At 65.3% G+C, this 24,060-nt stretch carries 24 protein-coding genes; 15 read left to right on the top strand and 9 right to left on the bottom strand.

All coding sequences use genetic code 11. The features are described from left to right. The first annotated feature begins 4 nt into the window (after positions 1-4). From AC1Q7F_RS28535 to AC1Q7F_RS28525, 3 genes are all read left to right on the top strand, one after another. The gene (locus AC1Q7F_RS28535; RefSeq protein ID WP_492511955.1) at positions 5-370 is read left to right on the top strand and encodes a hypothetical protein; all 366 of its coding nucleotides are present in this window, start codon (positions 5-7) and stop codon (positions 368-370) included. A gap of 144 nt (positions 371-514) precedes the next feature. Continuing rightward, positions 515-1,393 (top strand): class I SAM-dependent methyltransferase, encoded by an 879-nt coding sequence (locus tag AC1Q7F_RS28530; protein ID WP_492511954.1) that lies wholly within the window; start codon positions 515-517, stop codon positions 1,391-1,393. 542 nt (positions 1,394-1,935) lie between these two features. Next, a complete protein-coding gene (locus AC1Q7F_RS28525; RefSeq protein WP_492511953.1) occupies positions 1,936-3,237 on the top strand; it encodes an outer membrane beta-barrel protein in 1,302 nt (433 codons plus the stop codon). Positions 3,238-3,527: 290 nt separating this feature from the next. Here AC1Q7F_RS28525 and AC1Q7F_RS28520 read toward each other — a convergent pair whose 3' ends face one another. Both AC1Q7F_RS28520 and AC1Q7F_RS28515 read right to left on the bottom strand, forming a co-directional pair. Further along, complete coding sequence (locus AC1Q7F_RS28520; RefSeq protein ID WP_492511952.1) at positions 3,528-4,628, bottom strand: hypothetical protein; 1,101 nt, start codon at positions 4,626-4,628, stop codon at positions 3,528-3,530. 113 nt (positions 4,629-4,741) lie between these two features. Further along, positions 4,742-5,287, bottom strand: a complete 546-nt coding sequence (locus tag AC1Q7F_RS28515; protein WP_492511951.1) for a polysaccharide biosynthesis/export family protein — start codon at positions 5,285-5,287, stop codon at positions 4,742-4,744. Positions 5,288-5,864: 577 nt separating this feature from the next. Here AC1Q7F_RS28515 and AC1Q7F_RS28510 point away from each other — a divergent pair. Both AC1Q7F_RS28510 and AC1Q7F_RS28505 read left to right on the top strand, forming a co-directional pair. Then, on the top strand, positions 5,865-7,277 hold the full coding sequence (locus tag AC1Q7F_RS28510; RefSeq protein WP_492511950.1) for a sugar transferase: 1,413 nt from the start codon (positions 5,865-5,867) through the stop codon (positions 7,275-7,277). After that, positions 7,274-8,065 carry a WecB/TagA/CpsF family glycosyltransferase gene (locus AC1Q7F_RS28505; protein ID WP_492511949.1) on the top strand — a complete coding sequence of 264 codons (792 nt, stop codon included), beginning with the start codon at positions 7,274-7,276 and terminating at the stop codon, positions 8,063-8,065. The genes AC1Q7F_RS28510 and AC1Q7F_RS28505 overlap by 4 nt, the downstream gene beginning before the upstream one ends. Here AC1Q7F_RS28505 and AC1Q7F_RS28500 read toward each other — a convergent pair. The 4 genes from AC1Q7F_RS28500 to AC1Q7F_RS28485 form a co-directional block, all read right to left on the bottom strand. Next, on the bottom strand, positions 8,050-8,841 hold the full coding sequence (locus AC1Q7F_RS28500) for a metallophosphoesterase (protein ID WP_492511948.1): 792 nt from the start codon (positions 8,839-8,841) through the stop codon (positions 8,050-8,052). The genes AC1Q7F_RS28505 and AC1Q7F_RS28500 overlap by 16 nt on opposite strands. Before the next feature lie 159 nt (positions 8,842-9,000). Further along, on the bottom strand, positions 9,001-9,558 hold the full coding sequence (locus AC1Q7F_RS28495) for a recombinase family protein (RefSeq protein ID WP_492511947.1): 558 nt from the start codon (positions 9,556-9,558) through the stop codon (positions 9,001-9,003). A gap of 164 nt (positions 9,559-9,722) precedes the next feature. Continuing rightward, complete coding sequence (locus AC1Q7F_RS28490; RefSeq protein ID WP_492511946.1) at positions 9,723-10,847, bottom strand: nucleotidyltransferase family protein; 1,125 nt, start codon at positions 10,845-10,847, stop codon at positions 9,723-9,725. Between the two features lie 98 nt (positions 10,848-10,945). Beyond that, positions 10,946-12,886 (bottom strand): RiPP maturation radical SAM C-methyltransferase, encoded by a 1,941-nt coding sequence (locus AC1Q7F_RS28485; protein ID WP_492511945.1) that lies wholly within the window; start codon positions 12,884-12,886, stop codon positions 10,946-10,948. An 87-nt stretch (positions 12,887-12,973) separates the two neighbouring features. Here AC1Q7F_RS28485 and AC1Q7F_RS28480 point away from each other — a divergent pair, with 87 nt between their 5' ends. Next, a complete protein-coding gene (locus tag AC1Q7F_RS28480) occupies positions 12,974-13,819 on the top strand; it encodes a class I SAM-dependent DNA methyltransferase (protein WP_492511944.1) in 846 nt (281 codons plus the stop codon). Then, positions 13,816-14,730 carry a glycosyltransferase family 2 protein gene (locus AC1Q7F_RS28475; RefSeq protein WP_492511943.1) on the top strand — a complete coding sequence of 305 codons (915 nt, stop codon included), beginning with the start codon at positions 13,816-13,818 and terminating at the stop codon, positions 14,728-14,730. Before AC1Q7F_RS28480 ends, AC1Q7F_RS28475 begins: the two co-directional genes overlap by 4 nt. Here AC1Q7F_RS28475 and AC1Q7F_RS28470 read toward each other — a convergent pair. After that, the gene (locus AC1Q7F_RS28470; RefSeq protein WP_492511942.1) at positions 14,689-15,804 is read right to left on the bottom strand and encodes a DegT/DnrJ/EryC1/StrS family aminotransferase; all 1,116 of its coding nucleotides are present in this window, start codon (positions 15,802-15,804) and stop codon (positions 14,689-14,691) included. The genes AC1Q7F_RS28475 and AC1Q7F_RS28470 overlap by 42 nt on opposite strands. 10 nt (positions 15,805-15,814) lie before the next feature. Continuing rightward, entirely contained in the window at positions 15,815-16,768 is a 954-nt protein-coding gene (locus AC1Q7F_RS28465) for an NAD-dependent epimerase/dehydratase family protein (protein ID WP_492511941.1), read from the bottom strand. Positions 16,769-17,019: 251 nt separating this feature from the next. On the opposite strand from AC1Q7F_RS28465, the gene AC1Q7F_RS28460 reads away from it, so the two are divergent. The 6 genes from AC1Q7F_RS28460 (at position 17,020) to AC1Q7F_RS28435 (ending at position 21,084) form a co-directional block, all read left to right on the top strand. Continuing rightward, a complete protein-coding gene (locus AC1Q7F_RS28460) occupies positions 17,020-17,793 on the top strand; it encodes a hypothetical protein (RefSeq protein WP_492511940.1) in 774 nt (257 codons plus the stop codon). Further along, positions 17,790-18,248: a lasso peptide biosynthesis B2 protein gene (locus AC1Q7F_RS28455; RefSeq protein ID WP_492511939.1), complete on the top strand. Its 459-nt coding sequence runs from the start codon at positions 17,790-17,792 to the stop codon at positions 18,246-18,248. The genes AC1Q7F_RS28460 and AC1Q7F_RS28455 overlap by 4 nt, the downstream gene beginning before the upstream one ends. Beyond that, complete coding sequence (locus tag AC1Q7F_RS28450; RefSeq protein ID WP_492511938.1) at positions 18,245-18,874, top strand: 2OG-Fe(II) oxygenase; 630 nt, start codon at positions 18,245-18,247, stop codon at positions 18,872-18,874. The genes AC1Q7F_RS28455 and AC1Q7F_RS28450 overlap by 4 nt, the downstream gene beginning before the upstream one ends. A gap of 82 nt (positions 18,875-18,956) precedes the next feature. Further along, a complete protein-coding gene (locus AC1Q7F_RS28445; RefSeq protein ID WP_492511937.1) occupies positions 18,957-19,256 on the top strand; it encodes a PqqD family protein in 300 nt (99 codons plus the stop codon). Positions 19,257-19,373: 117 nt separating this feature from the next. Then, positions 19,374-20,231 carry a serine kinase gene (locus AC1Q7F_RS28440; RefSeq protein WP_492511936.1) on the top strand — a complete coding sequence of 286 codons (858 nt, stop codon included), beginning with the start codon at positions 19,374-19,376 and terminating at the stop codon, positions 20,229-20,231. Next, positions 20,215-21,084, top strand: coding sequence for a sulfotransferase domain-containing protein (locus AC1Q7F_RS28435; protein WP_492511935.1), 870 nt, complete (start codon positions 20,215-20,217; stop codon positions 21,082-21,084). Before AC1Q7F_RS28440 ends, AC1Q7F_RS28435 begins: the two co-directional genes overlap by 17 nt. Positions 21,085-21,099: 15 nt before the next feature. Here the strand turns inward: AC1Q7F_RS28435 and AC1Q7F_RS28430 are convergent, their stop codons facing one another. Beyond that, entirely contained in the window at positions 21,100-21,816 is a 717-nt protein-coding gene (locus AC1Q7F_RS28430) for a 2OG-Fe(II) oxygenase (protein WP_492511934.1), read from the bottom strand. Between the two features lie 142 nt (positions 21,817-21,958). Here AC1Q7F_RS28430 and AC1Q7F_RS28425 point away from each other — a divergent pair, with 142 nt between their 5' ends. Further along, on the top strand, positions 21,959-22,114 hold the full coding sequence (locus AC1Q7F_RS28425) for a hypothetical protein (RefSeq protein ID WP_492511933.1): 156 nt from the start codon (positions 21,959-21,961) through the stop codon (positions 22,112-22,114). A 132-nt stretch (positions 22,115-22,246) separates the two neighbouring features. Continuing rightward, on the top strand, positions 22,247-24,031 hold the full coding sequence (locus AC1Q7F_RS28420; protein WP_492511932.1) for an asparagine synthase-related protein: 1,785 nt from the start codon (positions 22,247-22,249) through the stop codon (positions 24,029-24,031). Positions 24,032-24,060: the final 29 nt, after the last annotated feature.

Here is a 24,060-nt window from a genome sequence, read left to right as displayed (position 1 = left end):
TGGAATGAGCAAGACCCGCGCCAGCATCTTCGGGGACGAGGCCGATCCGCTTGACCTGTCCGGCTTCGCGCCCAAGTCCCCGCAGGATATCCAGGGCCCGCCGGTTGATGCGATCCGCGCCGTGTCGGAGGCCGCCCGCTTCCCCAGCCGGGAGGCAAAGCCCGCCCCCGCGCCGTCCCCGCCTGCGGCCCCCGCCCGCCGCGAACAACGCCGCCACCGCACCGGCCGCAATGTACAGTTCAACATCCGCGCCCGGCAGGAGACGATCGACACTTTCCTGGCCATCGCCGACCGCGAGGGCTGGGTGCTGGGCGAGGTGCTGGAACATGCCGTGGCGGCCCTGGAGCGGGAGCTGGCGGCGCGGAGATAGGGGAGGGGATCTCCTTCCCCGCTGGAAGGATGATTGCCCCATGAGGCGCTTCCCCCGGTTGGCGGGTTGGGCCATAAACAGTCGCAGACCGGGCCGATCGGCCAGATCCGGTGCCCGGCCCGTTTTGCAAAGGTCACCCCGCGCATGTCTGACGGACTGATATCCGATACCGTGATCTTCGACTTTACTGGCCAGGATCTGGACAGCATGGTCGCGTCCTGTGAAACGGACGAGCTGATGCCCTTCGTGCGGTCGCTGGTGCCCGCTGGCGGGTCGATCCTGGAGGCTGGGGCCGGGTCCGGCCGTTGGGTCCGGGCGCTGACCAGTCTGGGTTATACCGCCACGGGCATCGAATTGAGTGCCGCCGATGTGGAGCGGTTCCGTGCGGCATGGCCCGACATCCCCTATGATCACGGGAATGTGGAGGCAATGCCTTATGCTGATGGGTCCTTCGATGCCCTGCTGTCCCTGGGGGTGATTGAGCATCTGTTCCAGGGGCCGGAACAGGCGATCGCCGAGATGCGCCGCGTCTTGAAGCCGGATGGCGTCATGTTCCTGACCGTTCCGCACGGGAACCTGTCCTTCCGGCTGGAGCAGGTGAAGGATGCCATCTTCTACCGGCTCTATGGCAGCAACCGCTTCCGCCGGTTGCTGGGCCGCCCGGCCGTCAGCTATCCGGTCCCGGTCGAACGGCAGCGTATGGAAGCGATCCGGCGGGGACGGCGTCCCGGTGTCGCCATCAAATATCGTTTCGATCCCGGATCAGGCGTCGGGTTCTATGAATATCGCTATGATACGGCACAGATCCGCCACCTGATCGAGCAGGGCGGTTTCCGGATCGAGACTTTCCACCTGCTCAACGCTCCGGACCGGCTCTACCAGATTTTCGGTCGCCTGGTCGCTGATTATGACGGGTGCAGCCAGCCGCGCCTGAACGCGCTGGGTCGCCTGCTGGTCAGCTTGCTGCCCAACAGCTGGATCGGGCACATGGCTTTGCTGATCGCCCGGCCGGCACAGGCATGACCATCCGCGGCCCCGGGGCACGCGGATCCATGGCGCTGGGTTCCTCGCCGGGGCTTACCGGTCTCCTTGCCGCGTTGAGGGTGACGCCAGACAAAGCCGAACGGCCGCAGGTCACGGCGCAGCCATGATGGCCGGACGGCGCCGGGCAGGTCCGGCAACGGACACTCCAGCAGATGCCGCAGAAGGACGAATCCCTGTTCCGCGGCCTTGGCCATGCCCGGTTCAATGGCTTGCTGGTGGAGCTGTTTTGCGGCGGCCGGGATGAGGCCGGATGGGATGAGGGCAGCATGTCTCCATCTGGCAAATCCCGCGGGTCGAACGCGGGGGGACCTTATTCGTATCCGCCTGCGGATGACAAATTGAACCCCGTGCCAGAAGCGCGGTGTGGCGGCGACACAACAGGCTGTCGACCTCTTTCACCGGAAGGCAGTGTTGGTCGTCATGGCAGACCACCAGACATTGAAAACAACTTGCTGGAGTCAGTGGTTTATCGATATTTTGGTCACGGAATATCTCGCTATCCCAAGATCAAGGCTGCCCATATGAACAATGTTTTCCTGCCTGGCGTGGGCATGATGTCCCGGCACCATATGCGCTCCTCCCTGCGGACCTTGATCTTCGGTAGCACTCTCCTCCTGGCCATTTCCGCCCCCGCCCTGGCTGCCGAGACCCAGTCCAGGAAGTCGGAAGAGGTGGCGGAAGGTCCCGCTGAATCCTATCAGGCCAAGGGGATCGAATTCGGGTCGTTCCTGATGCTGCCCGTGCTGGATGTTTCCCAGCATTACAACGACAACATCTTCGCGTCCGCCACGGACCGCCGTTCCGACTGGATCACGCGCATCGCGCCGGAGGTCAAGTTCCGCTCCCGGTTCACCAATCACCAATTGAACCTGACGGCCAGGGCCGAACAATCCTTCTATCGCGAATATACGAACGACGATCATTTCGATTTCACCCTGGCGGCGGACGGCCGGTATGACATCGACAGGAACTGGAAACTGACGGGCATCCTGGATGCCAGCCAGACCCATGAGGATCGCGGCAGCCCCGATGATGCCGGCGGCAGGGAACAGACGCAGCTGCGCACCGGCACGGCGAAGTTCGGAACGGAGAAGACCACCGGCCGTTTCGGCTTCAAGGTGGATGGCGAGGCGATCCGTCGTGACTACCGGGATGTCGAGGGCGCCAATGGCGCCATCATCAACCAGGATGACCGCGACCGTGACGAGCTGCGCCTGACGACCGAACTGTCCTATGAGATTTTCCCCGGCTACAGCGCCGTGGTCGAGGGCTCGGTCAATGACCGGAAGTACGACGACCGGCTGGATGACGAGAATTTCAATCGTTCCAGCCATGGCAGCACCCTGCGGGCCGGTGTCGGTGTGGATATCAGCGAGTTGGTGCGCGGTGATTTCCTGATCGGTTATATGAACCAGAATTACGAGGATCCGCGCTTCAATACGATCAGTGGCTTCTCGATGAAGGCCAGCTTCAACTGGACCCCGAGCCGCATGACCGTGGTCATTCCGACGCTGGAGCGGTCGATCCAGGAAACCACGACGGTCAACGCCTCCGGCATGGTCCGGACCGGCGGCAGCCTGACGGTCCGGCATGAATTGCAGCGCAACATCATCCTGACGGCCATCGGCAGTGCCTATAGTGAAAAATATCGCGGCACCGCCCGCGATAACTGGAGCTATGACAGCCGTCTCCGCGGGCAGTGGTACCTGTCGCCGAATTATTATGTCGGCGGCGAAGTCGGCTATCGCGAACGCACCAGCAAGGTTGACTCAGAGGCCTTCCATCAGACGATCGTGCTGTTCCGCATCGGCGCCCAGATCTGACCACAGGCCCTGGGGCTGTGTTGTCCCTCGGTGATCAGAACCGGTCACCGGGATTGGAGAAGGCTGGCGGCGCCCGGCGCATGAGGGAAATGCCAATACCAAGAATCATGTCCCATGGCTCTTGGTATGAACGTATCGCCGCCTGATTGACACCTCGCATGCCTGTGATCACGTGCCCGCGTGAGCCATGCCACCGGACACGACCGCGAACCATTCCAGGATATCGGCCAATAAAAAAGCCCGGAGATGCCAGCCGCATCTCCGGGCTTTGGATGTCTGTCGGCAGACGGTCAGCTCGGGCTGGCGGTAAAGACCGGCGGCGGCTCCACGACAACAGGCTGCGTGTTGTTGTTGTTGTTGTTCTGCTCTTGTTGCTGCGGCTGCTGGGTATTCTGCTGCGTCGTGTTTTGTTGGGTGGTGTTTTGTTGGGTGGTGGCGGCGGTCTGCGTCGTCGGCTGCTGGGTGACGGCCTGTCCACCCAGGATCGCGTTCACCTGGGCCGCATTGGCGGAATTGGACTGTGACAGCTGGGTGTTGGTGCTGGCCTGGTTAAGGGTCTGCGTCACCGTCTGTGCGGCAGCGGGGGCCGCCGCCGAAACAGTCTGGCTGGTCACCGTGCTGTAGGAATTGGACATGGCCTGCACGGCGGCGGCCGGCGACGTCTGGTACACGGTTGGATTGCTGACAACCTGGGTGACCCCCGTGGCGACTGTCGCGGAAAGGGTCGGGGAGGCCTGCTGGGCCGCCGGCTGCACGACGATACGGGCGGCACCCGTGGCAACCGCCATACTCTGGGTCGGGGCGGCATTCTGGACCGTGGACGACTGCACCGCCTGCACGGCGGTCGCGGCCAGCTGCACGGCCGCCGCCGGGTTGGAGGCCACGACCTGTTCCGCCACGCTGACGGCCTGACTGGCCACGGAGGCGGCAACGGTGGGGTTACCGGTGGCCTGTGCCACCGTAACGGCGGTGCCGGCCAGACCGGCGACCTGGGTCGGCGCCACCTGAATGGCGGCCGGGTTCACGAAGATGCGGGCGGCGGTGGTCACCACCGTTTCCGTCTGCTGCGGCGCGCCCGTCTGAACCGCAGTCGTCCGGACAATCTCCAGCGCGGCGCCGGCAGTATTGATGGCGGCCTGCGGATTTGTGGCTAGCAGCTGCTCGGCCGCCTGCACGACCTGTGACGCCAGTTGCCCCTGCCGCTGTGTATTGCCGGCGGACAGGGTCTGGATGACCTGCTGTACCGCCGCACCATTCCCGGCCTGTACCGCAGCGCGCAGCGCGGGCGGCAATGCCGCCATGGTGCTTGCCAATGTCGCTTGCTGGGCGACAGCCGGCATGGCCAGCGCGGAAGCCAACAGGGCGGACGTCAGCAGAAGGGAACGGGCCACGCGCATGGCTTCAACCTTTGATAAATTTTCTCAGGCACAACTTACGCGCATTCCGTCATTGACTCAAGCCGCAAGCCTTGCCCGGACTGGCAAGCCTGTACGCGGCAGACCGCTCAGAACCGCCGTTCCAGCACCTTGATGATGTCCCCGGGCAGGATCGGGGTGCGTTCATTGGCGCTATATTCGACCTGCTTGCCGTCGATCATACGCACCAGGACCACTTCCTCCGTGCGGGCGCGGTAATCATAGCCGCCGGCCCGGGCAATGGCGCTCAGCACCGTCATGCCGGAATTATACTGGAACTCGCCGGGCTGCCTGACCTCGCCCATCACATAAAACGGACGGAAGGTCTGAACCTCCACCGAGACATTGGGCGACTGCACGAACCGGTTGCGGGAGAGATATTCCTCGATGCGGGCAGCCAGCTGCTTACCGGTCAGTCCGGCCGAAGGGACGTTGCCGACCAGGGGCATGTTGATATTGCCGATCGGGTCCAGCGTGAAATCGCCACTCAGTGACGGTTCGTTGAACACGGTCACGCGGACACGGTTGCCGGGCTCCAGCTGGTAACCCTCGGTGGCATTGATGGCGGCAGCGGGGGCCTGTTCGTCGGGGAAGCTTCCCACCGTCTGCTGACAGCCGGTCAGGATCAGCGACATGATAGCCAACCCGGTGAGCAGGCCGGAAATTCTGCGACAAGCGGACATCAGGCACCAAAGTCAGATTGAAGGGAACAGGGTGATGATGAAGCCACCATACAGGACAGGCGCCTGTCAATTCATTGAAGAACTGTTCGTCGGGGCCGGCGGACAGGCGACAGCGCAACAGGATCAACCGTCCGGCGGCACCCACGGGCCCTGCCACATAAAGGAATATCGCCGGATATCGGGGCATGCCGGAATATGAAATGCATGATCAGGCAGATCGGGAATTATTGCCGTGAAACAAGGACCGCTCCGAACCCATAAATTGAAGGCGCCATCCATTTCCTGCCAGACAAAGATCACAACTTTTCCTAGCGATGGTGCCCATAAATTTATTGCAACGGCTGTCCTGGGCAAGATATTCTTGGCGCGAACAAACTGACGATGCGCCAAGTCATTAGAAGCGTTGGAAAATCGATACTTCCGGCGACAAGAGCATGTTGGCTCCCGCGGCACCCGCCTGCGTGATGTCGACGGTCTGGCTGACGGGATGAGGGTACGGATGCCTGCCGACATATCGTTGGAGTCCAGAGTGGAGCCTCCTGCCACCGCCATCGAGGACTTGGCGGGGGCAGGTGCTGGCCGTATTGCCCTGCATCGCCCGGAAGGGCATCCTCTGCTGGTCCCGTTCCTGATCATTGTCGCGGACAGCATCCTGCTGCAGATATTGACCAGCCTGGCCACGATGCTGCGCGAGGAAATGGCCGTCTGGATGCCCATCGGGATCATTCCCAGCCTCTTCCACAGCATCCACATCATGGTCCTGTTCCTTCCCCTGCTCTACATGGCTGCCGGCCTGACGCCGGGATATGGCCGGGTCGGCGTGGAACGGCTACGGACACGGGTGACGGTGACCGCCACCTTCTTCGCCTCAATGCTGCTGTTCGACCATGTGGCGCAGGGGGGGCAATGGTCACGTGGCATCCTGCTTATCACCGGCGCCCTGGCCGTCATCGTGATGCCGATCGGCGACGCGCTGGTGCGTCATTTCCTTATCCGCCGGAACCTGTGGGGAACGCCGGTCGTGGTATTGGGACCGCTGTCCGAGCGGGCACGCCTGCTGGCGGAACTGAACACCCATCCCGAGCTCGGCTGGGTGCCCGTCCTGGAAGCGGACACGGCACCGTCATCGGCGCCGCCCGGCGTCAATCTGGCCCTGCTGACCTCCGACGGGCTGAACCTGTCGGTCCTGGCCCATGCCGACCGGCTGCCTTTCCGCAAGGTGGTGCTGGCCTGCGGTCTGACCAACACGCAGAGCCAGTGGGTCGCGTCGCGCGATCTGGGGGGACAGCTGGGGCTGGAAATGCAGCGCAACCTGCTGCTGCCCTGGAACCGGGCCGTGAAGCGGGTGATGGATCTGCTGCTGGTGCTGCTGCTGCTGCCCCTGGCGGCGCTGATCTGCCTGCCGTTCGTGCTGGCTTTGCTGGTTCTGTCGCCCGGCCCGATCTTCTATGCCCAGCAGCGCCAAGGATTGAACAGCCGGTCGATCCAGGTGCTGAAACTGCGCAGCATGTATCCCGATGCCGAGGCGCGTCTGGCCACCCTGCTCGCGGAATCGCCCGCTGCCCGCGCCGAATGGGCGGCGACGCTGAAACTGCGCCACGATCCGCGGCTGGTCCCGGGCATTGCGGCCCTGATGCGAAGGTTCAGCATCGATGAACTGCCGCAACTGCTGAATGTGCTGAAGGGGGAGATGAGCATTGTCGGCCCCCGGCCCTTGCCCGACTATCATCTCGACGCGCTGACGCCCGCCGCCTGTGCGCTCCGCCGCAAGGTGCGGCCGGGCATCACCGGCCTGTGGCAGGTGTCGGGGCGCAGCGCCCTGCCGATGACGGAGATGGAACGGCTGGATGGCTATTATGTGCGCAACTGGTCGATCTGGCTCGATATCCATATCCTGGCGCGCACGGCCGTCGAGGTGCTGCGGGGCCGGGGGGCCTGGTGACCGCCACCGTTTCCCCACCGCCCACGACACCGATCCTGGGCGTTCCCGTACATGTGCTGACCCTGCCCGACGCCGTGGCGCTGGCGGCGGAATGGTTGCGCCGGGGTGAACGGACCTATCTCTGCCATGCCGATGCCCGCTCCATCCTGGCCGCCCGCGACGATCCGGCTTTCCGCCAGGCGCTGGCCGGTGCCGGCTTTGTCGGGGCTGACGGCATACCGCTCGTCTGGATGGAACGCTGGCGCGGCCTGCCCGGCGGGCGTGTCTACGGGCCGGACTTCATGCAAGCCATGATGGCCCATGGTGTCGCCGCGACGGTGCGGCCGCTGCGCCATTTCTTCTTCGGCTCCACCCCGCAGGTGCTGGGCCGGCTGACGCGCAGACTGGCCGATCAATATCCAGGCCTGCTGATCGCGGGCAGTTTCTCTCCCCCCATGGGCACCTGGGATGAAGCGGCGGACAGGACGTACCGGGCGCTGATCGACGACGCACGGGCGGACATCGTCTGGGTATCCCTGGGCGCACCGCGCCAGGAACTGTGGATGGCGCGCAACCGGCCCCACCTGCAGGCTCCGCTCTTGTGCGGGGTCGGTGCCGCCTTCGATTTCCTGTCAGGTGCCAAGCCGCAGGCCCCCCGCTGGCTGCGGCGGATCGGTCTGGAATGGGCCTTCCGGCTGCTGTCCGAACCGCGCCGGCTGGCGGGTCGCTATGCGCGCACGGTGCCGCGCTTCATGGCCCTGGCCCTGGTAGAAGAACTGCGCCGCCACACCGGTCAGCGCCGGACCTGAAGAAAATCCTGCTGGGTGCCCACCAGCCGCAACGCCGTCAGCACCCCGGTGGCATAGGCACCCGTATCGATGCCGATCCGATTGGGCAATTGTTCGGGGGCGGCGGTGATCGTGTGCCCATGGACGATCACGCGGTCATGCGGCCGCGGGTCGGACAGGAACGGCTCGCGGATGCGCAGAAGATCGACGGGGCTCTGGTCGGCAAAGGCCAGGCCCGGCCGGATGCCGGCATGGACAAAACCGTAATCCCCGATATGGCAGGAATGATCCAGCCTGTGCAGGAAATCCAGATGGGCCGGTGGCATCCTGTCCGGCAGTTCCGCCCGCAGACGGGCCAGCAGGGCCGGGCTCGGCGTCCGGGGGGGCGACAGACCATAGCTGGCAACCGTCTCCATGCCGCCGAAGGCCAGCCAGTCCATGCCGCCCGCATGCCCGCCCAGGAAATCCACCAGCGCCGCCTCGTGATTGCCAGCCAGATGATGGACCTTGCATCCCGGCAGCGGGTTCCCGGTCAGGATGTCCAGCACGCCCCGGCTGTCCGGCCCCCGGTCGATATAATCGCCCAGGAAGATCACGATGGTGGCTTGCGGCGGATGATCCGCCGCGTCGGCGCGGATCACCTCCAGCAGCCTCTCCAGCAGTCTGTTTTCGCCATGGATATCGCCGACCGCATAGACACGCAGCCCGTCAGGGACAGAGGGCGGGCCGGAGCGCGGTGGGGGTACTGCAACCCGTCTGGTCAACCGGGCGGAAAGGGCATCAAACAGGAAGCGCATGGTCGGGAAGGGCTCCCGGCGGGGTTGGAACGGGGACGAGGGCAAGATATAGGCACTTGTCCCTGTCCCACAAAGCGATGATGGGGTCTGGACACGAAAGTGATCATATTGTCCGGTTCGCACGAACGTGGGGCGACAGCGACCTTATCCGCCTGTCTCTTAATCGGAAGCCTTTTCAAGGGCTGCGTAGAGAGCGGTCTTTCCGACTTTGACCCTGGCGGCCGCCTCTCGAACCGTCAGTCCTTGCGCGATCAGGGCTTTCGCCCGCCGCAGCTTGTCATCGGTGACAACGGGTTTGCGTCCACCACGGCGCCCGCGGGCGATTGCGGCGTCCAGGCCGGCGCGGGTACGTTCCCGGATCAGGTCACGTTCGAACTGCCCCAGTGCTCCGAAGATATGGAAGATCAAGCGCCCGCCCGGCGTGGTGGTGTCGATGGATTCGGTCAGCGACCGGAAACCGATGCCGCGTGTCTCCAGCGTCGTGACCGTTTCGATCAGGTTGGGGAGCGACCGGCCGAGCCGGTCCAGCTTCCAGACGACCAGCACGTCGCCCTCCCGCAGAAAGGCCAAGGCGGTCGCCAGGCCGGGCCGGTCGGTCCTGGCGCCTGAGGCCTTGTCCTCAAAGACACGGGCGCAACCGGCTTTGGCCAGGGCGTCGAGCTGGAGCGCGAGGTCCTGTTCGTTGGTGGAGACGCGCGCATACCCGATTTCGGCCATCCCCGTCCGCCCTTTGTCCGCAAACTCGTCCGATAATCTATTTGTCCGGAAAGTCATTGTAAAGGGAGATAGGCGGACAACTCGGGCAGTGACCGTCAAAGGGCCGTTTGTGGGACAGGGTTGATATTCATACCGCCGATGATCTGCTCAAGACGAGACGGTGTTCATGGTCTGTCGCCCATGGGGAGGCGCAGGTTCCGCCACAGGACGCCGACGGGTCGCAGAAACGGATAAAGCCAGATCAGTCCACGTGGAAGCCGGAACAGGGTCATGTCCCCTGAACTGGCCGCCATGTCCCGCGATGCGGCCGACAGGAAATCGGCGAGGCCATCATGCAGGCGGTAATCCCGCCATTTATGTCCCAACCGTTGACTGACCCAAGCCCTGCCGTTCGGTGGCGCTGTCGGCGCGGTACCATAGGCCATCATCATCCGTAAGGGACGGACAGGTACGATCCCTGCGGCGGGAAAACCCGGTTGGGGGCCGAACAGATGGCTGATCAGAGCCAGCGCCTGGCCGCAGGCCCGTTCAAGCCGGTATTGCCGGGCCTGTTCGCGCAGTATTTCCACTCCCCCAGGCTGCCGCAACAGCAGCGCAAGATCCAGCAGCCAGCGCAGCCGCTCCCAATCATGGCCATGGCCATGGACCAGGAGATAAAGCGGCAGATGCGCGGGGCCGAGGGTCGCAACCGGCACCGAACCCAGCGTCAGTTCAGTGCGCTGCGACCATAATGTCTCGAAGTCGTCCGGCAGCCGCGTGCTCAGCTCGTACAGGCGGCGGTGAAGCTCGATGCGCTGACCATGGCCGATGAATGTCAGGTCGCGGATATGGTGGTTTCCGACATCCACAACGCATAGCGGCGGCCCCTCCGCATCCAGGGTATAGCCCAGCTCCAGCAGCAGTTCAGCGGCCGCCATGAACCGGTCGGGTGATACCAGCAGATCAATATCACCTGACCCACGCCGGCAGGGATCGCCATGCAGGAGCATGGAAAGGGCCACCCCCTTCATGACGATCATCGGCAGATCCCGCTGCTGGGCCACCTTGAGGATGGCGATCAGGGCCGCGGTCTGCCGCAGTCCTGCCAGAGCCTGCAACTGGAACGCCGCCCTCACATCGGGTGGGGCGCCTGGAACCCTGTCCAGAAAATCCAGCAGCCGATGCCGGCGCGCGAGGAGGAGAAGAGCGCAAGGGTCCGCGATTTCCGGAAAGGGCGCCGCCGCCAGTTCACAGCCGATCAACCCGCAGAGGGACCGGAAAGCATCCTGCTCTCTGAAGGCCCTGTGCATCGATGGACTCCCCACTGGACATACCCTGCCGCGCCATACCTCATCGCATTGACAGGCACCACCTATATGATGCCGCCCCGCGCATTATGCCACCTGCTTCAGCGTCTGCGAGCCCGCCCCTCGGCGACAACCACCGACATGAGGGGTGCCGGTGGCAGGTAGCGGCGTCCGGCCCGCACCGGCAGGCTGAGATATCGGCCCTTATCCTCGACCAGCAGGCGGTCATTGATCAGATCGCCCAAGATTCGCGTCAGTTCCGCGTCGGTTACCGGGAATCCCGCATCGGTCAAAGCCTGCATGATCGCATGCCGGGGCTGCACCTGGTCGCAGAACAGCATCAGATGACGGGCGGCACCATCCAGGCGGTGGACGCGGCGTGTCGCGACCGCGCGTGTATCGCCGACCAGCAGGGTTCCCCTGTCCTCCACCTGGAAGAGCCAGGACTGGCCGGCCGCATCGTTCCAGGCATCGACCTCCCGGCGGAGGGCTTCCGTATAGTTGTTCGCCGCCACTGCGCCTGCCGATGGGCGTTCGAAACGATAGGCCAGCCGTTCCAGGCTGTCCTTGTCCAACCGGTAGATCCAATGGTAGCTGCGATGGGGGACGATACCCGTTATGGCGAACCGTTCGGCCTGGGCATAAAGCGGGCTGTAGCGCTGCAGGGAGACGCTGGTCACCTTTGGCGGCTGCAAATGGGTCAATGACGGCACCAGCCGGGCCATCCGCGCATAGGATTCCGGCTTTTCAAACGGGAACTCGCACAGAATGCCCCAGACCGTACCGATGCCCAGTTCACGGCACCATTTCAGCAGCTGGATATTCTGCAATCCCGTGACGCCCTTGCGCATGGGGCCCAGGATGTCGTCGCACAGGCTTTCGATGCCCGGCTGCAGGGAGGTCACGCCGGCGGCAGCCAGCTGGGCCAACTGGGCCTTGCGCAGGTTGGCCTTGACGGAAAAGAAGATCCGCCGCTCGTCGGTGCGGGCCGCCAGCCGGGGCATCACGCTGTCGATCAGACGCATGTCCAGGATTTCGTCCGTGCCGCAGATGCGGCTGCCCGGATAGCGATCCAGCATCCAGTTGAATTCCGCCAGGACACGATCGGGGGATTTCGACCGGTAACGCATGGAATGGGCATTTTCCGAACAGAATACGCAATGATGCTTCTGCCCCCACCAGCAGCCCCGTGACGCCTCAATGGGCAGGGACAGGCCGGCGGGCTGGACTGCCGGATGGTTCCAGACCGCGATGAAATCATCGAAGGCCGGCATCGGCAGCCGGTCCAGGTCCGGCTCCGGCGCCACCGGCATCGCCGGCATGATGGCGATGCCATCGGCAGGACGGAAGAAGAGGCCGGGCAGGTCGATGTGGCGCTCCCCGGCCAGATGCTGTTTCACCAGATCGGTGAAGGCAATCTCGCCGGGGCCGCAGACCACGGCATCCAGGAACGGAAAGCAGCGGAAACTCTCTTCGCCCATCGGGGCGTTGCAATTTGTGCCGCCCAGGACGACCAGGATGTCGGGATAGGCCTGCTTGATCCGCCTGGCCATCGCCAGACTGGCCAGATGCTGCTGATAGCAGCTGGACAGGCCCACGACCCGGGGGCGCAGCCGACCGATCATGGCCAGCCAGTCATCGAGCAGCGCCCCGGCCTGGGCCAGCAGGTCGGGGATCGCCTTGGCCAGCCGGTCAAAGGCGGGCTTGCGCCGGATGCGTCCCCTGCCCATGGCGGCAATGAAATCGTCCGGCGTCCCGACCGGGTCGAGAAATCGGGAGAACAGCCACTCCCCGGCCTGTATGCGGGCCAGATCATAGCCCAGGTCGCCATAAAGGGTGGCGCCGATGCGCCGTTCGAAATCCAGGTTGGGATAGAAGCAGCGCGCTGAAATGCCCGCATCCTTCAGGCATTGCGCCAGCAGCGACAGCCCCAGCGAGGGTCGGTCGCTGGGGCCGAACGGCATCATCAGCAACGCCACCGCGCAATCAGCCTCCGGCGCTGTCGGGGGCATCGCCGGTGATGGTGCGGCAGGGGCAGACATGGGTTCGGGTCCGTTACGGGTCAGTGTCCGCGCATGCCGGGTGGCGTCGCGCGGACACACCATATCCGGGATCACGCAGGCACCCCCATGGGAAAGTGCGCGGCGGCCACGTCACCGCCCCTTGCCAAAAGCATGGTGACCACCCGCACGGGCCGGTTCATACAGGATGGCAAGGATTTGCGGGCGCATGGAACGGGGGGTCCTTGGGTGGAGGAACGCGAATATGCGCTGTTGGCGGCGACCGAGGATCGCATGTGGTGGTTCCATGGCGCCCGCGCCTTGATGACAGAAGCCCTGCGGGCGGCCACCCCGCCGCCGGGCCCGGTGCTGGATGCGGGATGCGGGACCGGCGGGATGCTGCCCCTGCTGACGGAGGCCGTACCCGGCCGCCCGCTGATCGGGCTGGACCAGGCGCCGGCGGCCCTGGATCACGCCGCCCGCCGCCGGACCGGATGCCTGGTCCGTGGCACCGTCAACAGTCTGCCTTTCGCCGATGCCAGCCTGGCCGCGATCATTTCGGCGGATATTCTCTGCCACCGCGATGCCGATCCGCGCGCGGCCCTGGCCGAAAGCGCCCGCAGCCTGATGCCGGGCGGTGTCCTGATCCTCAATCTGCCCGCTTATGAGTGGATGAAGTCGATGCACGATCACAGGGTCCAGAATATCCGCCGCTTCGTCCGCCGCGATGTCGCGGCCTTGCTGGCACAGTCCGGACTGCGGCTGCACCGTATCACCCATTGGAATGCCGTCCTGCTCCCGGCATTGGCGCTTTGGCGGCTGGCGGCCCTCAGCAGGACCAGCGACGTGAAGCCCTGGCCAGGGCTGCTGGACCGCGCCCTGCGGCGGCTGCTGGGGATCGAGCGCTGGTTCATCCGGCTCGGCCTTGACCTTCCCCTGGGCAGTTCCATCCTGGCCGTGGCAGTGAAGCCATGAGCAGCCTCTACGGATTGTCCATCGTCGTGCCGGTCTATAATGGTGCGGAAACCGTTGGCAGGCTGGTCGAGGCCCTGGCCGGGCTGCCGGTTGCCGGCGGCCTGGAGATCATCCTGGTGAATGACGGCAGCGCGGATGGCTCTCTTTCCGTCTGCAACGCCCTGGCCCGCGACTGTCCGGTGCCGGTGACACTGGTCGATCTGGCGCGCAATTTCGGGGAGCATAACGCCGTGATGGCCGGGCTGGCCCAGGCCCGCGGCGGCCATGTCATCACCATGGATGACGACCTGCAGAACCCGCCGCAAGAGGTGGTGCGCTTGTATGAGGAGGCAAGGCGGACCGGTCACGACATCATCTACACCCGGTACCTGCACAAGCGGCACGCGCCCTGGCGCAATCTGGGCAGCCGCTTTGCCAACTGGTGCGCCGACCAGCTCCTGGACAAGCCGGCGGGTCTCTATCTGTCGAGCTTCCGCTGCCTGTCAGCCTTCGCAGTCCAGGCCATCCTGGCCTATCGCGGCCCCTACCCCTATGTCGATGGGTTGCTGATGCAGGTGACCAACCGCATCGGCACGGTGCAGGTCGCGCACCATGAACGGGCCGGCGGCCGCTCGAACTACACGTTCCGCCGCCTGGCGCGGCTGTGGCTGTCGCTGGCCGTGAATTTCTCCGTGGCGCCGCTGCGCGCCGGCATGGTTCTGGGCTTGGTCAGCCTGGTTGCGGGCTTGCTGGCGGCACTGGCGGGGGCGGGGCTGGCCGCCCTGCTGCTGGTCATCGCTGCCGCACAGTTCTGCCTTCTGGGCGTGATCGGCGAATATATCGGTCGGCTGGCGCTGACCCTGGGCGGGAAGCCGCAATTCGTCGTGCGCTCAGTGGTGCGCGGCGGCGACCACCGCCGCGATGACCCGTGATACCTGCGCGTCGGTCATCTGCGGGAACATCGGCAGCGACAGGATCGATGCGGCGGCCCGTTCCGTTTCCGGCAGGCCGCCCGGCCCCAGCGCGACACGGCCCTGATAGGCTGGCTGGCAATGCACGGGGCAGGGATAATGGATGCCCGTCATCACGCCCTGGCCATGCAGGCGCGCCCGCATGGCATCGCGCGCCGCATGGGTCACGACATATTGGTGGAACACATGTTCCGCACCCGGCCGCCGCCAGGGCAGCCCCAGCCCCGGCACGTCCGTCAGCCCCTGGTCATAGGCCGCCGCGATGGCGCGGCGGCGGGCATTGCCGGCATCCAGCCGGGGAAGCCTGACCCGCAGGATCGCCGCCTGGATCTCGTCCAGGCGGCTGTTGAATCCGGGCGCGCGGCTTGTGCGCACCGCATCCCATCCATATTGGCGCAGGGCGCGCAGCGTCTCCGCATGCCCGGCCGCGCCGGTGGCGATGACGCCGCCATCGCCGATGCCGCCCAGGTTCTTCGTGGGGTAGAGGCTGAAAGCAGCCATCGTGCCGAACCGGCCTACAGGTCGTCCGTTGAACCGGGCGCCATGGGCCTGGCTGCAATCCTCCAGGATGGAGAGGCCGTGCGTCTGCGCGATCCGTTCCAGCCGATCCAGCGCCACCGCCTGTCCGTAAAGATGCACCGGCACGACGGCTTTCACCGGATAAAGCCGCAATGCCGCTTGCAGATGGTCCATGTCCATGCCGTGGCCCCGGTCGATATCGATCAGGACCGGCCGTGCACCGACCTGTTCGATGGCGGCAACGGTGGCCACGGCGGTATGGGACACGGTCGCCACCCAGTCGCCGGGGCCGATGCCCATTGCTTTCAGGCCCAGCACCAACGCATCGGTGCCGCTGGCCACGCCGATCGCATGATCCAGCCCCAGCCACGCGGCGAACTCATGCTCGAAAGCCTCGACTTCCCCGCCCAGGACATAGCGGCCGCTGTCCAGAACCCGGGCGATGGCCGCATCGATCTCCGCCCGCAGCTCCTGGCAGGCCGCCCCCGGATCGGTCTGGGGAAGGGTTGTGTCCATGACTTTCCCGTCAGACATAGTCGGCATGGTGACGGCGGAAATAGTCGAGACTGCACCGCAGACCTTCCTCCAGCGGCACAGCCGGGGCCCAGCCCGACACCCGGCGGAAGGCGCTGTCATCGGCCTGATAATCCCCGATATGAATGCGCGCATGATCCGGCGGGAAATCGGTCTCCCTGTATCGCCCACTCCCGTTGGCGACGATCAGCAGCTGGGCCAAGAGGGCCAGCGGGACCGCCCGGTCCCCCCCGATATTATAGATGCCGCCCTCCGCCGCCGGACTGTCGGCGGCGGCCAGCAGGGCCGCGACGCAATCATCCACATAGGTGAAGTCACGCAGCTGGTCCCCGCCCCAGACGTCCAGCGGCTGCCCCTCCAGCACCTGGCGTATCCAGAGGCCGAGAAAGGTCTGATGGGCATCCTTGATGCGCATGCGCGGCCCATAGGTGTTGGTCAGGCGCAGCACGACGGTGCGCAGCCCGTGCACCTTCCCATAGAGCCGGTGATACCATTCGCCCGTCAGCTTGTTGATGCCGTTGATATCCACCGGGCGGGTCGGGTGCGTTTCATCGACGGGCAGCCGGTCGGGCTTCCCATAGACCTGGCGGGTCGAGCTGTAGATCAGCTTGACGCCGGGCGCGTGCCGTCGGCAGGCCTCCAGCAGCCGCAACTGCGCGGTGCAATTGACATCCAGGTCCGTGAACGGATCGGCCATCGATTCCAGATGCGAGGTCTGACCGGCAAGGTTGAAGATGATGTCCCGGTCGCTGACCAGACGGTCGAGACCGTCTGCATCGCGCAGGTCGGCCACCACCAGGCGCAGGCGATCCTCGATACCGGCGATGTTGACCGGATTGGCCCCGTGGGACGCCGTCATATTATCCAGGATCGTGACATCGGCAGCCAGGGATACCAGACGGCGGGCCAGTGTCGATCCGATGAAGCCCATTCCCCCGGTGATCATGACCCGGCGCCCGGCCCAACAGCGCTCGGCTGCGGTTTGCATCAAGGCAAGCCCCTTGCGAGAGAAGAACCGGGTCCCGCCGGCGATCCGGGCGCAAGCTTGCCACAGCCGCGCCGGCTGCTGTACCATAAAACCGGTATGAGCAACTTGGTCAAATCTGGGAAAGCCAGTATCAAGGAAATGCTCAGAAAGGATTTTCAAGGTCGCATCATGCCGGCAATGGCGCCGCGTCGGGCAAGGATTGCATCTCCATGACCGATGCCCAGGATGTGCTGACCCAGGTCGTCGCGGGCCGCAGCGTGGCCGACAGCCTGGCGGAAGCGGTGGCCGCAGGCGCGCTTCGCCCGCAGGATGACGGCACGTGGCTGCGCCCCGATACCGACGGCACACCGTCGAACTGGGTCCGGGAGCGGCGGGATGCCAGCCGGAACTGCCGCTTCTACATGGGGGTCATGTTCAACCATGTCTATCGCAAGCAGCAGGTGCCGGCGGGCTGCGCGACCTGCTTCAAGGTGAAGGCCGTGCCACGCAGTCTGCGCGAACTGGTCGCCCTGCGCGACGTCGGCCATGCTCTTCCCTTCACCTACAAGTGCGGGCTGGATGCGGCGGTGCCCCATACGTCGGGCATCTATGGCGGCTATTTCTACGCGCATGGGCTGGACGCTGCCCGCGCCGCCTACAACGCCGTCCGTGAGGCGGTCGATCAGCATCCCAGGCTGGGCGGCGATGTCCCGGTCTTCATCAAGCGCGGCTGCACGGAATATGAGATCCATTGCGGCCCGTCCGACCGCTTCACCTTCCAGCCCGGACAGGCCGCGCTAGAGGCTGCCATCTTCACCCATATCCGACTTGAACCCTCCAAGCCGGGCACCCGTATCCGGGTGCAGCAGACGATGGCCCACTGGATAAGGGAGGCCTATCGTCTGGGCGACGACAGCTACCTTGACTTCACGGCCGGTCGCCGGCTTTATCCGACCGTCGTCCGCTATGCGGCGGCCCCCGCGCCCGGGGATGGGACGCCATGAACGCCCGTCGTTTCCGGCGGGGCATGGCCCTGCCTGCACTCGAACTCCGTCTCGGCGTTGAAGCGCTGGCCTTGCTGGCGGTCAGCCGGGCCGTCCTGGCCCTGCTGCCTTTCAGGATCGCCATGCGCTGGCTGGGACTGCGGCTGGAACGCGGGAACGGGATGGCGGGGAATGACGGCAATGAAACGCCGGTGGTGCCCGGTATCCTTCTTGTCGGCGACGCGGTGCGCCGCGCCGCTTCGGTCGCCCCGTTCCGGGCCGTCTGCCTGCAGCAGGCGGTCGCGGCCGCCTTGATGCTGCGCCGTCGCGGCCATGTGGTCCAGGTCCATTTCGGCGTGGCGAGGGATGAGGGCGGCAACGTGATCGCACATGCCTGGAGCCGGTGTCGGGGATGGCTCGTGACCGGCGGACAGCAGATGCCCCATTATCAACCGATCTCCGTGTTCATGACATGATCCCAGCGCCTGTCACGCAGGAACCACCGCCGGCTGGTGCCGGCCGGTTCCTGCCACACCATACTCAGCCGGATTGGCTGCCCCCGGACATGGCCGACGCCTTGCTCCACCATGCCATCGCCAATGAGGGCCGCTTCCGGTCGGGCTCCATTCTGCACAGTGGGAAGATCATGGTGGACGCCAGCATCCGGCAGGTGTCGGTGCTGAACCATCTTGGGCCTTTCCACACCCTCATGACGGACGCAGCCCTGGCCGCCAAACCCATGCTGGAAACCCTGTTCGGCATACCGGCCTTCACCGCCACCCAGGTCGAGATCGAAATGGCGGCCCATGGCGACGGTGCCCATTTCCAACAGCATGTCGATACGTTCGTGGTGGTGAACAAGCGCCCCAATCCCCGTGTCCTGACGCTGGTCCTCTATCTGCATCGCCGCCCCCGGGCCTTCACCGGCGGCGCCCTGCGCCTTCACGCCCTGGGCAGTGCGGCGACCAGGGACATCACGCCCGACCACAACCGGCTCGCGGCCTTTCCCTCCATCGCCCCGCATTCGGTGCAGCGCCTGACCTGTCCGGGCGGTACTTTCGCCGACCGGCGTTTCGCCGTAAACATGTGGATACACCGGTAAGCGTTCGATATGAATGCTGTGGTATGCGCCCGTCCCGACCATGAAAGCGGAACCCTTGTCCGTAACGATCCCCCAAGCATTGATGCCCGACACCATCGTGGCCTGGCATCCCGAGCAGATCACCGCGGCGGTCGACGGCGAGGTGATCGTGATGGGCCTGATCCGGGGCCAATATGTCGGCCTTGACGATGTCGGCTCGATCTTGTGGAAGCTCCTGGAGCAGCCGCAGACGATCCGTGGCCTCTGCGACGATCTGGGGCAGCGCTTCCAGGGTGATCCGGACGTGATCCTGGCGGATGTGACGGCCTTCCTGACGGAATTGCAGGATCTGGATCTGATTCAGGCGGTCGATGCCGCTGACGTTGCGCTGACCAGTCAATAGAGTATCGTGGGCCCCTCCATGCATCCGCCGAGGCCACCGCCGCCCGTCCGGGGCGACGACCGTCTGTTCTATGGTCTCAGACTGCGGACGGAGGTCGCGCTGCCGTCGCTGCCGGTGATGACCGGAAGCAGCGTGCCCGATCTGACGCTGCGGCGCGGTCCGGTACCGGACCGGTTACCGGGAGCGATCTGGGCCAGCCCCTTCGTGGAGATCGGGGACGATGGCACGGTTCTGGTCCGCATCCCCGACATTGTGGGGTTCCTGATCCGGGGGGGCAATGATCTGATCCTGGACCAGAGCAGCACCGCCGAAACCAGCACCGTCGAAACCTTCCTGTTCAGCGCCGTGGCCGGCGCCGTCCTGCATCAGCGTGACGTGCTGCCGCTGCATGCAAGTTGCGTCATGATCGATGACGTCGCCGTCGCCATGGCGGGCGTATCGGGTCGGGGAAAATCCACGCTGGCCGGCGCCTTGTCGGTACTCGGGCACGACCTCGTCACCGACGACATTTGCTGCCTGGGCTTTCAGGACGACCGGGTGATGGTCACGCCGGGTCCGGCCCGGGTCCGGCTCTGGCCCGATGCGGTGCGCCTGCTGGGCCTGTCGCATGAGAGGCTGGAAACGGGACGTCCCAACCATCCCAAACGGGTTCTGGCCGCCAGCGGTTCGGGCGAAGCACCCAGGCCGCTGGGGGCGGTGGTTCGCATTGGCATCGACAAGCGGCTGGATGCGCCCGTCATCTACCGCCTGTCCGGACCCGCTGCCATTACCCCCATGGAGGAACTGGTGTATCGCGCCCGGCTGGGCCGGCGGGTTGGGCGCCGGATCGGGCTGTTCCAGGATCTGGTCCGGCTGGCAGCACTGGTTCCCATCTATCAGTTGGTCCGTCCCGAAGGTGCCGTCGATCCGGCCCTGTTGGCCGACCTGGTTACCTCCACGGTGCGGGGCGGGGCAGGGGATGCAACCGGCGACTGATCCACGGACGATGGGCTGGATCGTTTCGTACCCGAAATCAGGCAATACCTGGGTGCGCCTGATGTTGCTGAGCCTCCTGCGGGGCGGGGCTGCCATCAATATCAATTCCGTCGGCAACGAGGCGGGACTGGCGAGCCATGTCGAACTGGACGAGTTGCTGGTGGTGGAGTCCGGCGAGTTGTTTCCGGCTGAACAGGCGGCGGTGCGGCCGGCCCTGAACAGGGCCATCGCCCTGGAAACCGGTCCCGGCCTGAAGCTGCGCAAGGTGCATGATTTTTTCTGGCGGACGCGGACCGGCGAGGCTGTCTTCCCGGCTGCGGTCAGCCGGGGCGCCGTCTACATCGTGCGTGACCCGCGCGATGTCGCCGTTTCCTTCGCGCACCATCGGGGAGCCACGGTGGACAGCGTCATCACCCTGATGGCCGACCCGGATGCAGCCCTCTCGGCATCCGGCGACCGGCCGCGCCGGCAACTCGTGCAGCCCCTGGGCGACTGGTCCAGCCATGTCCGGTCCTGGCTGGAACAACCGGAGATCCCCGTTCTGCTGTTGCGCTATGAGGATCTGCTGGCCGATCCGGCGCAAGGGTTGCGGATGCTGGCCAACCATCTGGGCATCACCCATGACGCGGACATGGTGAGGGCCAGCGTGGCGGCCACGCGGTTCGAGACGCTGCGGGCCCAGGAACAGGCACATGGCTTCAGGGAGCGGCAGGCAGGTGCCACGGCGCCATTCTTCCGCCGCGGCATGGCCGGCGGCTGGCACCGGGAGATGACACCGGCGCAGGCCGCCCGCATCGTCGCGGACCATGGCCCGGCAATGCGGCAACTTGGCTATGATACGCTTGTTGCCTGACCTCGACGGGGAGCGTCAGGCGTGGACGCCGTCGGTCTCGCTTCCATACCAGAGGCTGTAGCTCCAGCGTTCCCAGTCACCCGCCGCATCCGTGATCGGCATGACCCCGTGGCTCAATCCGTTGCGGGGGCTGAACAGCAGCAACCGGTTGGCCAGCGGCGCCACTTCAATCACCGTCTTTTCCCGGTCCTTCTGCACGAAGCAACTGCCAAAGGACGGTTCCCAACCGGCATTGACATAGAATACCGCGCACAGGCTGCCATGGGCATCATCATCATGGTTCTTCATGAACATGCCCTTGCCCATGATGCGCGCATGCATGCCGGTCTGCCTGGCCAGCGGCTCGCCCAGGATGTCGGCAAGCCAGTCCCGCCACGCCCCCGTGCGGCTGAGCATTGTGAACAGGGCATTGTGCACCATGCCGGGCGCCATGGCCCTTCCGACGCTTGGGCCCCGGAAGTTCCGGTACTGATAGAACCGCTCCGTCTCCGGTGCCGCGCAGAACACATCCTCGGGCACTTCGTGAGGATGGCGGTTGAAAAGGCCGTAGGTCGGCTCGAACCGGCCATCACCGGCGAACAGCCCGCGCAAGGCGGCCAGCTTGTCCGGCAACAGCAGATTGTCGATCACCGCCGCCCGCCCGGAGGATTGGTGGATCGCCTGCCGGTATCCGGAAACCGCGTCGGGGCGCAGATGCTCGGCGGCAACCCAATGTTCGAGTTTGGCGTTCAACCTGTCCCCCTGAGTGTTCCGGCACCGTGGGTGCGGCCGCGACATGAATTTCAGAACGGGTCGATTTGATCAACATCAGAATCACTGGCATTTGCCGGTGACCGGGGATATGTCTTCATGGATATTCTGAACGGAGCGTGCCATGAGCGACCAGGAGAACCCTGTCCCCTTCAAGCCGGCAGGCAGCAAGGCGGACCTTCCTGTCTGGCGCCGCCCCACCTATTCCATCCTGGATGTCGAAGCCGGCACCGTGGCGACCTCGGGTCCGGTCTCCGATGGCAACGGCTCGACCAGCTGAGGCGCCTGCTCCGGTCTTTCCCCCTTTGGCTCCCGGTGCCCTGACGACCAGCCAGCCCGTGCCTTTCCTCGCCGGAGGGGGGTGTCGGCTCTCGGGTGCGGCCATGGACCAACCCGCCGTGACGGGGATCGTATGACGAACAGCTTCACCGGCCATGTTGGTTTCGGTCGCGATGGGAGCGGCGATCTGCCTCCGGATTTCATGCCGATCCGCAATGGACGGGGGGGCGTGGCTTTCGCCGGGCGGCTGGATGACCGCAGGAGCATCACATCCGCCCTGGATTTGTCCCCCTACCATGACCATGCCGACATCCGGCTCGCGGCGTGCGCGGTGGAACGGTGGGGCGTGGAGGCACCCGGCCGCCTGCTGGGCGATTTCGCGCTGGCCGCCTGGTTCGGTGACGAACGCCGGCTGATGCTGGCCGGTGATGCCATGGGCATGCGCACCGTCTATTATTGGCGCGGGTCCGACCGCGTGCTGTTCGCCACATCCCTGCGCGACCTGCTGGCCATGCCGGGCGTGCCGCGCGCCGTCGATGAACTGTTCGTCGCCGATCATCTGGCCATGAACTATGGCGATGATGAAGCGACCTTCTACCGTGATATCCGCAAGGTCCGGCCCGGCACCTGCGTGCTGCTGACGGCGGATGACACGATCTGCCATGTGTTCCACCGGTTCGACCCCGAACGCCGCATCCGGCTGGGCAAGGACCAGGACTATGTCGATCGCGCCCGTGAATTGCTGGATCAGGCGGTGGCCGACCGCATGCGGGGGGAGAACAGCGCCATCATGGGCAGTGGCGGCCTGGACAGTGCCTGTCTTGCGGTGTCGACATTGCGCAATGTACCGACCATCCCCTACCTGACGATCGTGCCTGAACCGGGGCTGCCCACGCCACCGTCCAGGGGCTTCTATATCGACGAACGACCCTATGTGGAGGCGCTGGCGGCGGCCTTTCCTGGTTTGCAGGCTGAATTCCTGGTACCACCCGCCAACGCTGACTGGAGCCCGGATTGCACATCGTTGATGGCCGCCGGTGCCGCCCCCTTTCGGATGGCGACCCATATCACCTGGGCGAACGAACCGGCCCGCCGGGCGGCAGCCCTTGGGGCCACCAACTATCTGACGGGCGCAGTTGGCAATCTCAGCCTCACCTGGGACGGGTTGCGCGGATTGCCGAATCTGCTCAGGCAGGGGAACTGGCTGCGTCTGGCCCGCGAGCTTCTGCTGACATCCAGGGGCCACCCGCGCCGGCTGGCCGGTCTGACCTGGCATTCGGTCGTCCGGCCCCTGCTGAAAACCCCGTATCGTGAGCGCGACCTGCTGGCCGGATGCGGGCTGACCCCGGATACGTTACGACAGTTCGGCATGATCGAACGGCGGCGGCAGCGGGGCAATGATCCGTTGTTCATCCTGTCGCCCGACAGCCGGCGTTTCCGCATCGCCGCCATCTGCCGCAATCGGGGAAGACGGCCGGATGGCATGAACAGCCTGCGCGCCTTCCAGGGCATCTCCAACAGCGCCCCCCTGGGCGATTTGCGGCTGGTGGAGTTCTGTCTGGCCATTCCGGAAGACCAGTATCTGCGCAATGGCACCACCCGCTGGCTGGCCCGCCGCCTGCTGCGCGACGCCAATGTGCCGGCCATGGTGACCGAGAACAGGCGGCGCGGCGAACAGCATCCCGAATGGTTCGCCCATCTCAGCCGGGCACGGCCATCCTTGCCGGGGCAGCTGGAACGGCTGCGGCGATCACCGACCGCCAGTCGCCTGATCGACCTGGACCGGCTTGAACGGGTGATCGCCCGATGGCCGGCGGACGCCGCCGCTGCGGAGCGGGAAAGCGAACAGTTGCGGGTGATGCTGCAGGAAGCGTTGAATGTCGGTGCCTATATCGCCTGGGTCGAAGGCACCAACTGACGTTCGCCACACCGGGCGATGCCGCCGCA

This window comes from Niveispirillum sp. GW835-FHT14G11, from assembly GCF_058793615.1.
Note: the sequence above shows the minus strand (reverse complement) of the source record. Positions and strands in the feature narration are given on the sequence as shown.

Coding starts and splice junctions, on each gene's coding strand:
- AC1Q7F_RS28440 (WP_492511936.1), top strand. CDS start 19,374: ATGACCGGAAGCAGCGTGCCCGATCTGACGCTGCGGCGCGGTCCGGTA.
- AC1Q7F_RS28445 (WP_492511937.1), top strand. CDS start 18,957: ATGCCCGACACCATCGTGGCCTGGCATCCCGAGCAGATCACCGCGGCG.
- AC1Q7F_RS28420 (WP_492511932.1), top strand. CDS start 22,247: ATGACGAACAGCTTCACCGGCCATGTTGGTTTCGGTCGCGATGGGAGC.
- AC1Q7F_RS28460 (WP_492511940.1), top strand. CDS start 17,020: ATGACCGATGCCCAGGATGTGCTGACCCAGGTCGTCGCGGGCCGCAGC.
- AC1Q7F_RS28525 (WP_492511953.1), top strand. CDS start 1,936: ATGAACAATGTTTTCCTGCCTGGCGTGGGCATGATGTCCCGGCACCAT.
- AC1Q7F_RS28480 (WP_492511944.1), top strand. CDS start 12,974: ATGGGAAAGTGCGCGGCGGCCACGTCACCGCCCCTTGCCAAAAGCATG.
- AC1Q7F_RS28455 (WP_492511939.1), top strand. CDS start 17,790: ATGAACGCCCGTCGTTTCCGGCGGGGCATGGCCCTGCCTGCACTCGAA.
- AC1Q7F_RS28450 (WP_492511938.1), top strand. CDS start 18,245: ATGATCCCAGCGCCTGTCACGCAGGAACCACCGCCGGCTGGTGCCGGC.
- AC1Q7F_RS28490 (WP_492511946.1), bottom strand. CDS start 10,847: ATGCACAGGGCCTTCAGAGAGCAGGATGCTTTCCGGTCCCTCTGCGGG.
- AC1Q7F_RS28475 (WP_492511943.1), top strand. CDS start 13,816: ATGAGCAGCCTCTACGGATTGTCCATCGTCGTGCCGGTCTATAATGGT.
- AC1Q7F_RS28435 (WP_492511935.1), top strand. CDS start 20,215: ATGCAACCGGCGACTGATCCACGGACGATGGGCTGGATCGTTTCGTAC.
- AC1Q7F_RS28470 (WP_492511942.1), bottom strand. CDS start 15,804: ATGGACACAACCCTTCCCCAGACCGATCCGGGGGCGGCCTGCCAGGAG.
- AC1Q7F_RS28500 (WP_492511948.1), bottom strand. CDS start 8,841: ATGCGCTTCCTGTTTGATGCCCTTTCCGCCCGGTTGACCAGACGGGTT.
- AC1Q7F_RS28515 (WP_492511951.1), bottom strand. CDS start 5,287: ATGTCGCTGATCCTGACCGGCTGTCAGCAGACGGTGGGAAGCTTCCCC.
- AC1Q7F_RS28495 (WP_492511947.1), bottom strand. CDS start 9,558: ATGGCCGAAATCGGGTATGCGCGCGTCTCCACCAACGAACAGGACCTC.
- AC1Q7F_RS28485 (WP_492511945.1), bottom strand. CDS start 12,886: ATGTCTGCCCCTGCCGCACCATCACCGGCGATGCCCCCGACAGCGCCG.
- AC1Q7F_RS28535 (WP_492511955.1), top strand. CDS start 5: ATGAGCAAGACCCGCGCCAGCATCTTCGGGGACGAGGCCGATCCGCTT.
- AC1Q7F_RS28425 (WP_492511933.1), top strand. CDS start 21,959: ATGAGCGACCAGGAGAACCCTGTCCCCTTCAAGCCGGCAGGCAGCAAG.
- AC1Q7F_RS28465 (WP_492511941.1), bottom strand. CDS start 16,768: ATGATCACCGGGGGAATGGGCTTCATCGGATCGACACTGGCCCGCCGT.
- AC1Q7F_RS28530 (WP_492511954.1), top strand. CDS start 515: ATGTCTGACGGACTGATATCCGATACCGTGATCTTCGACTTTACTGGC.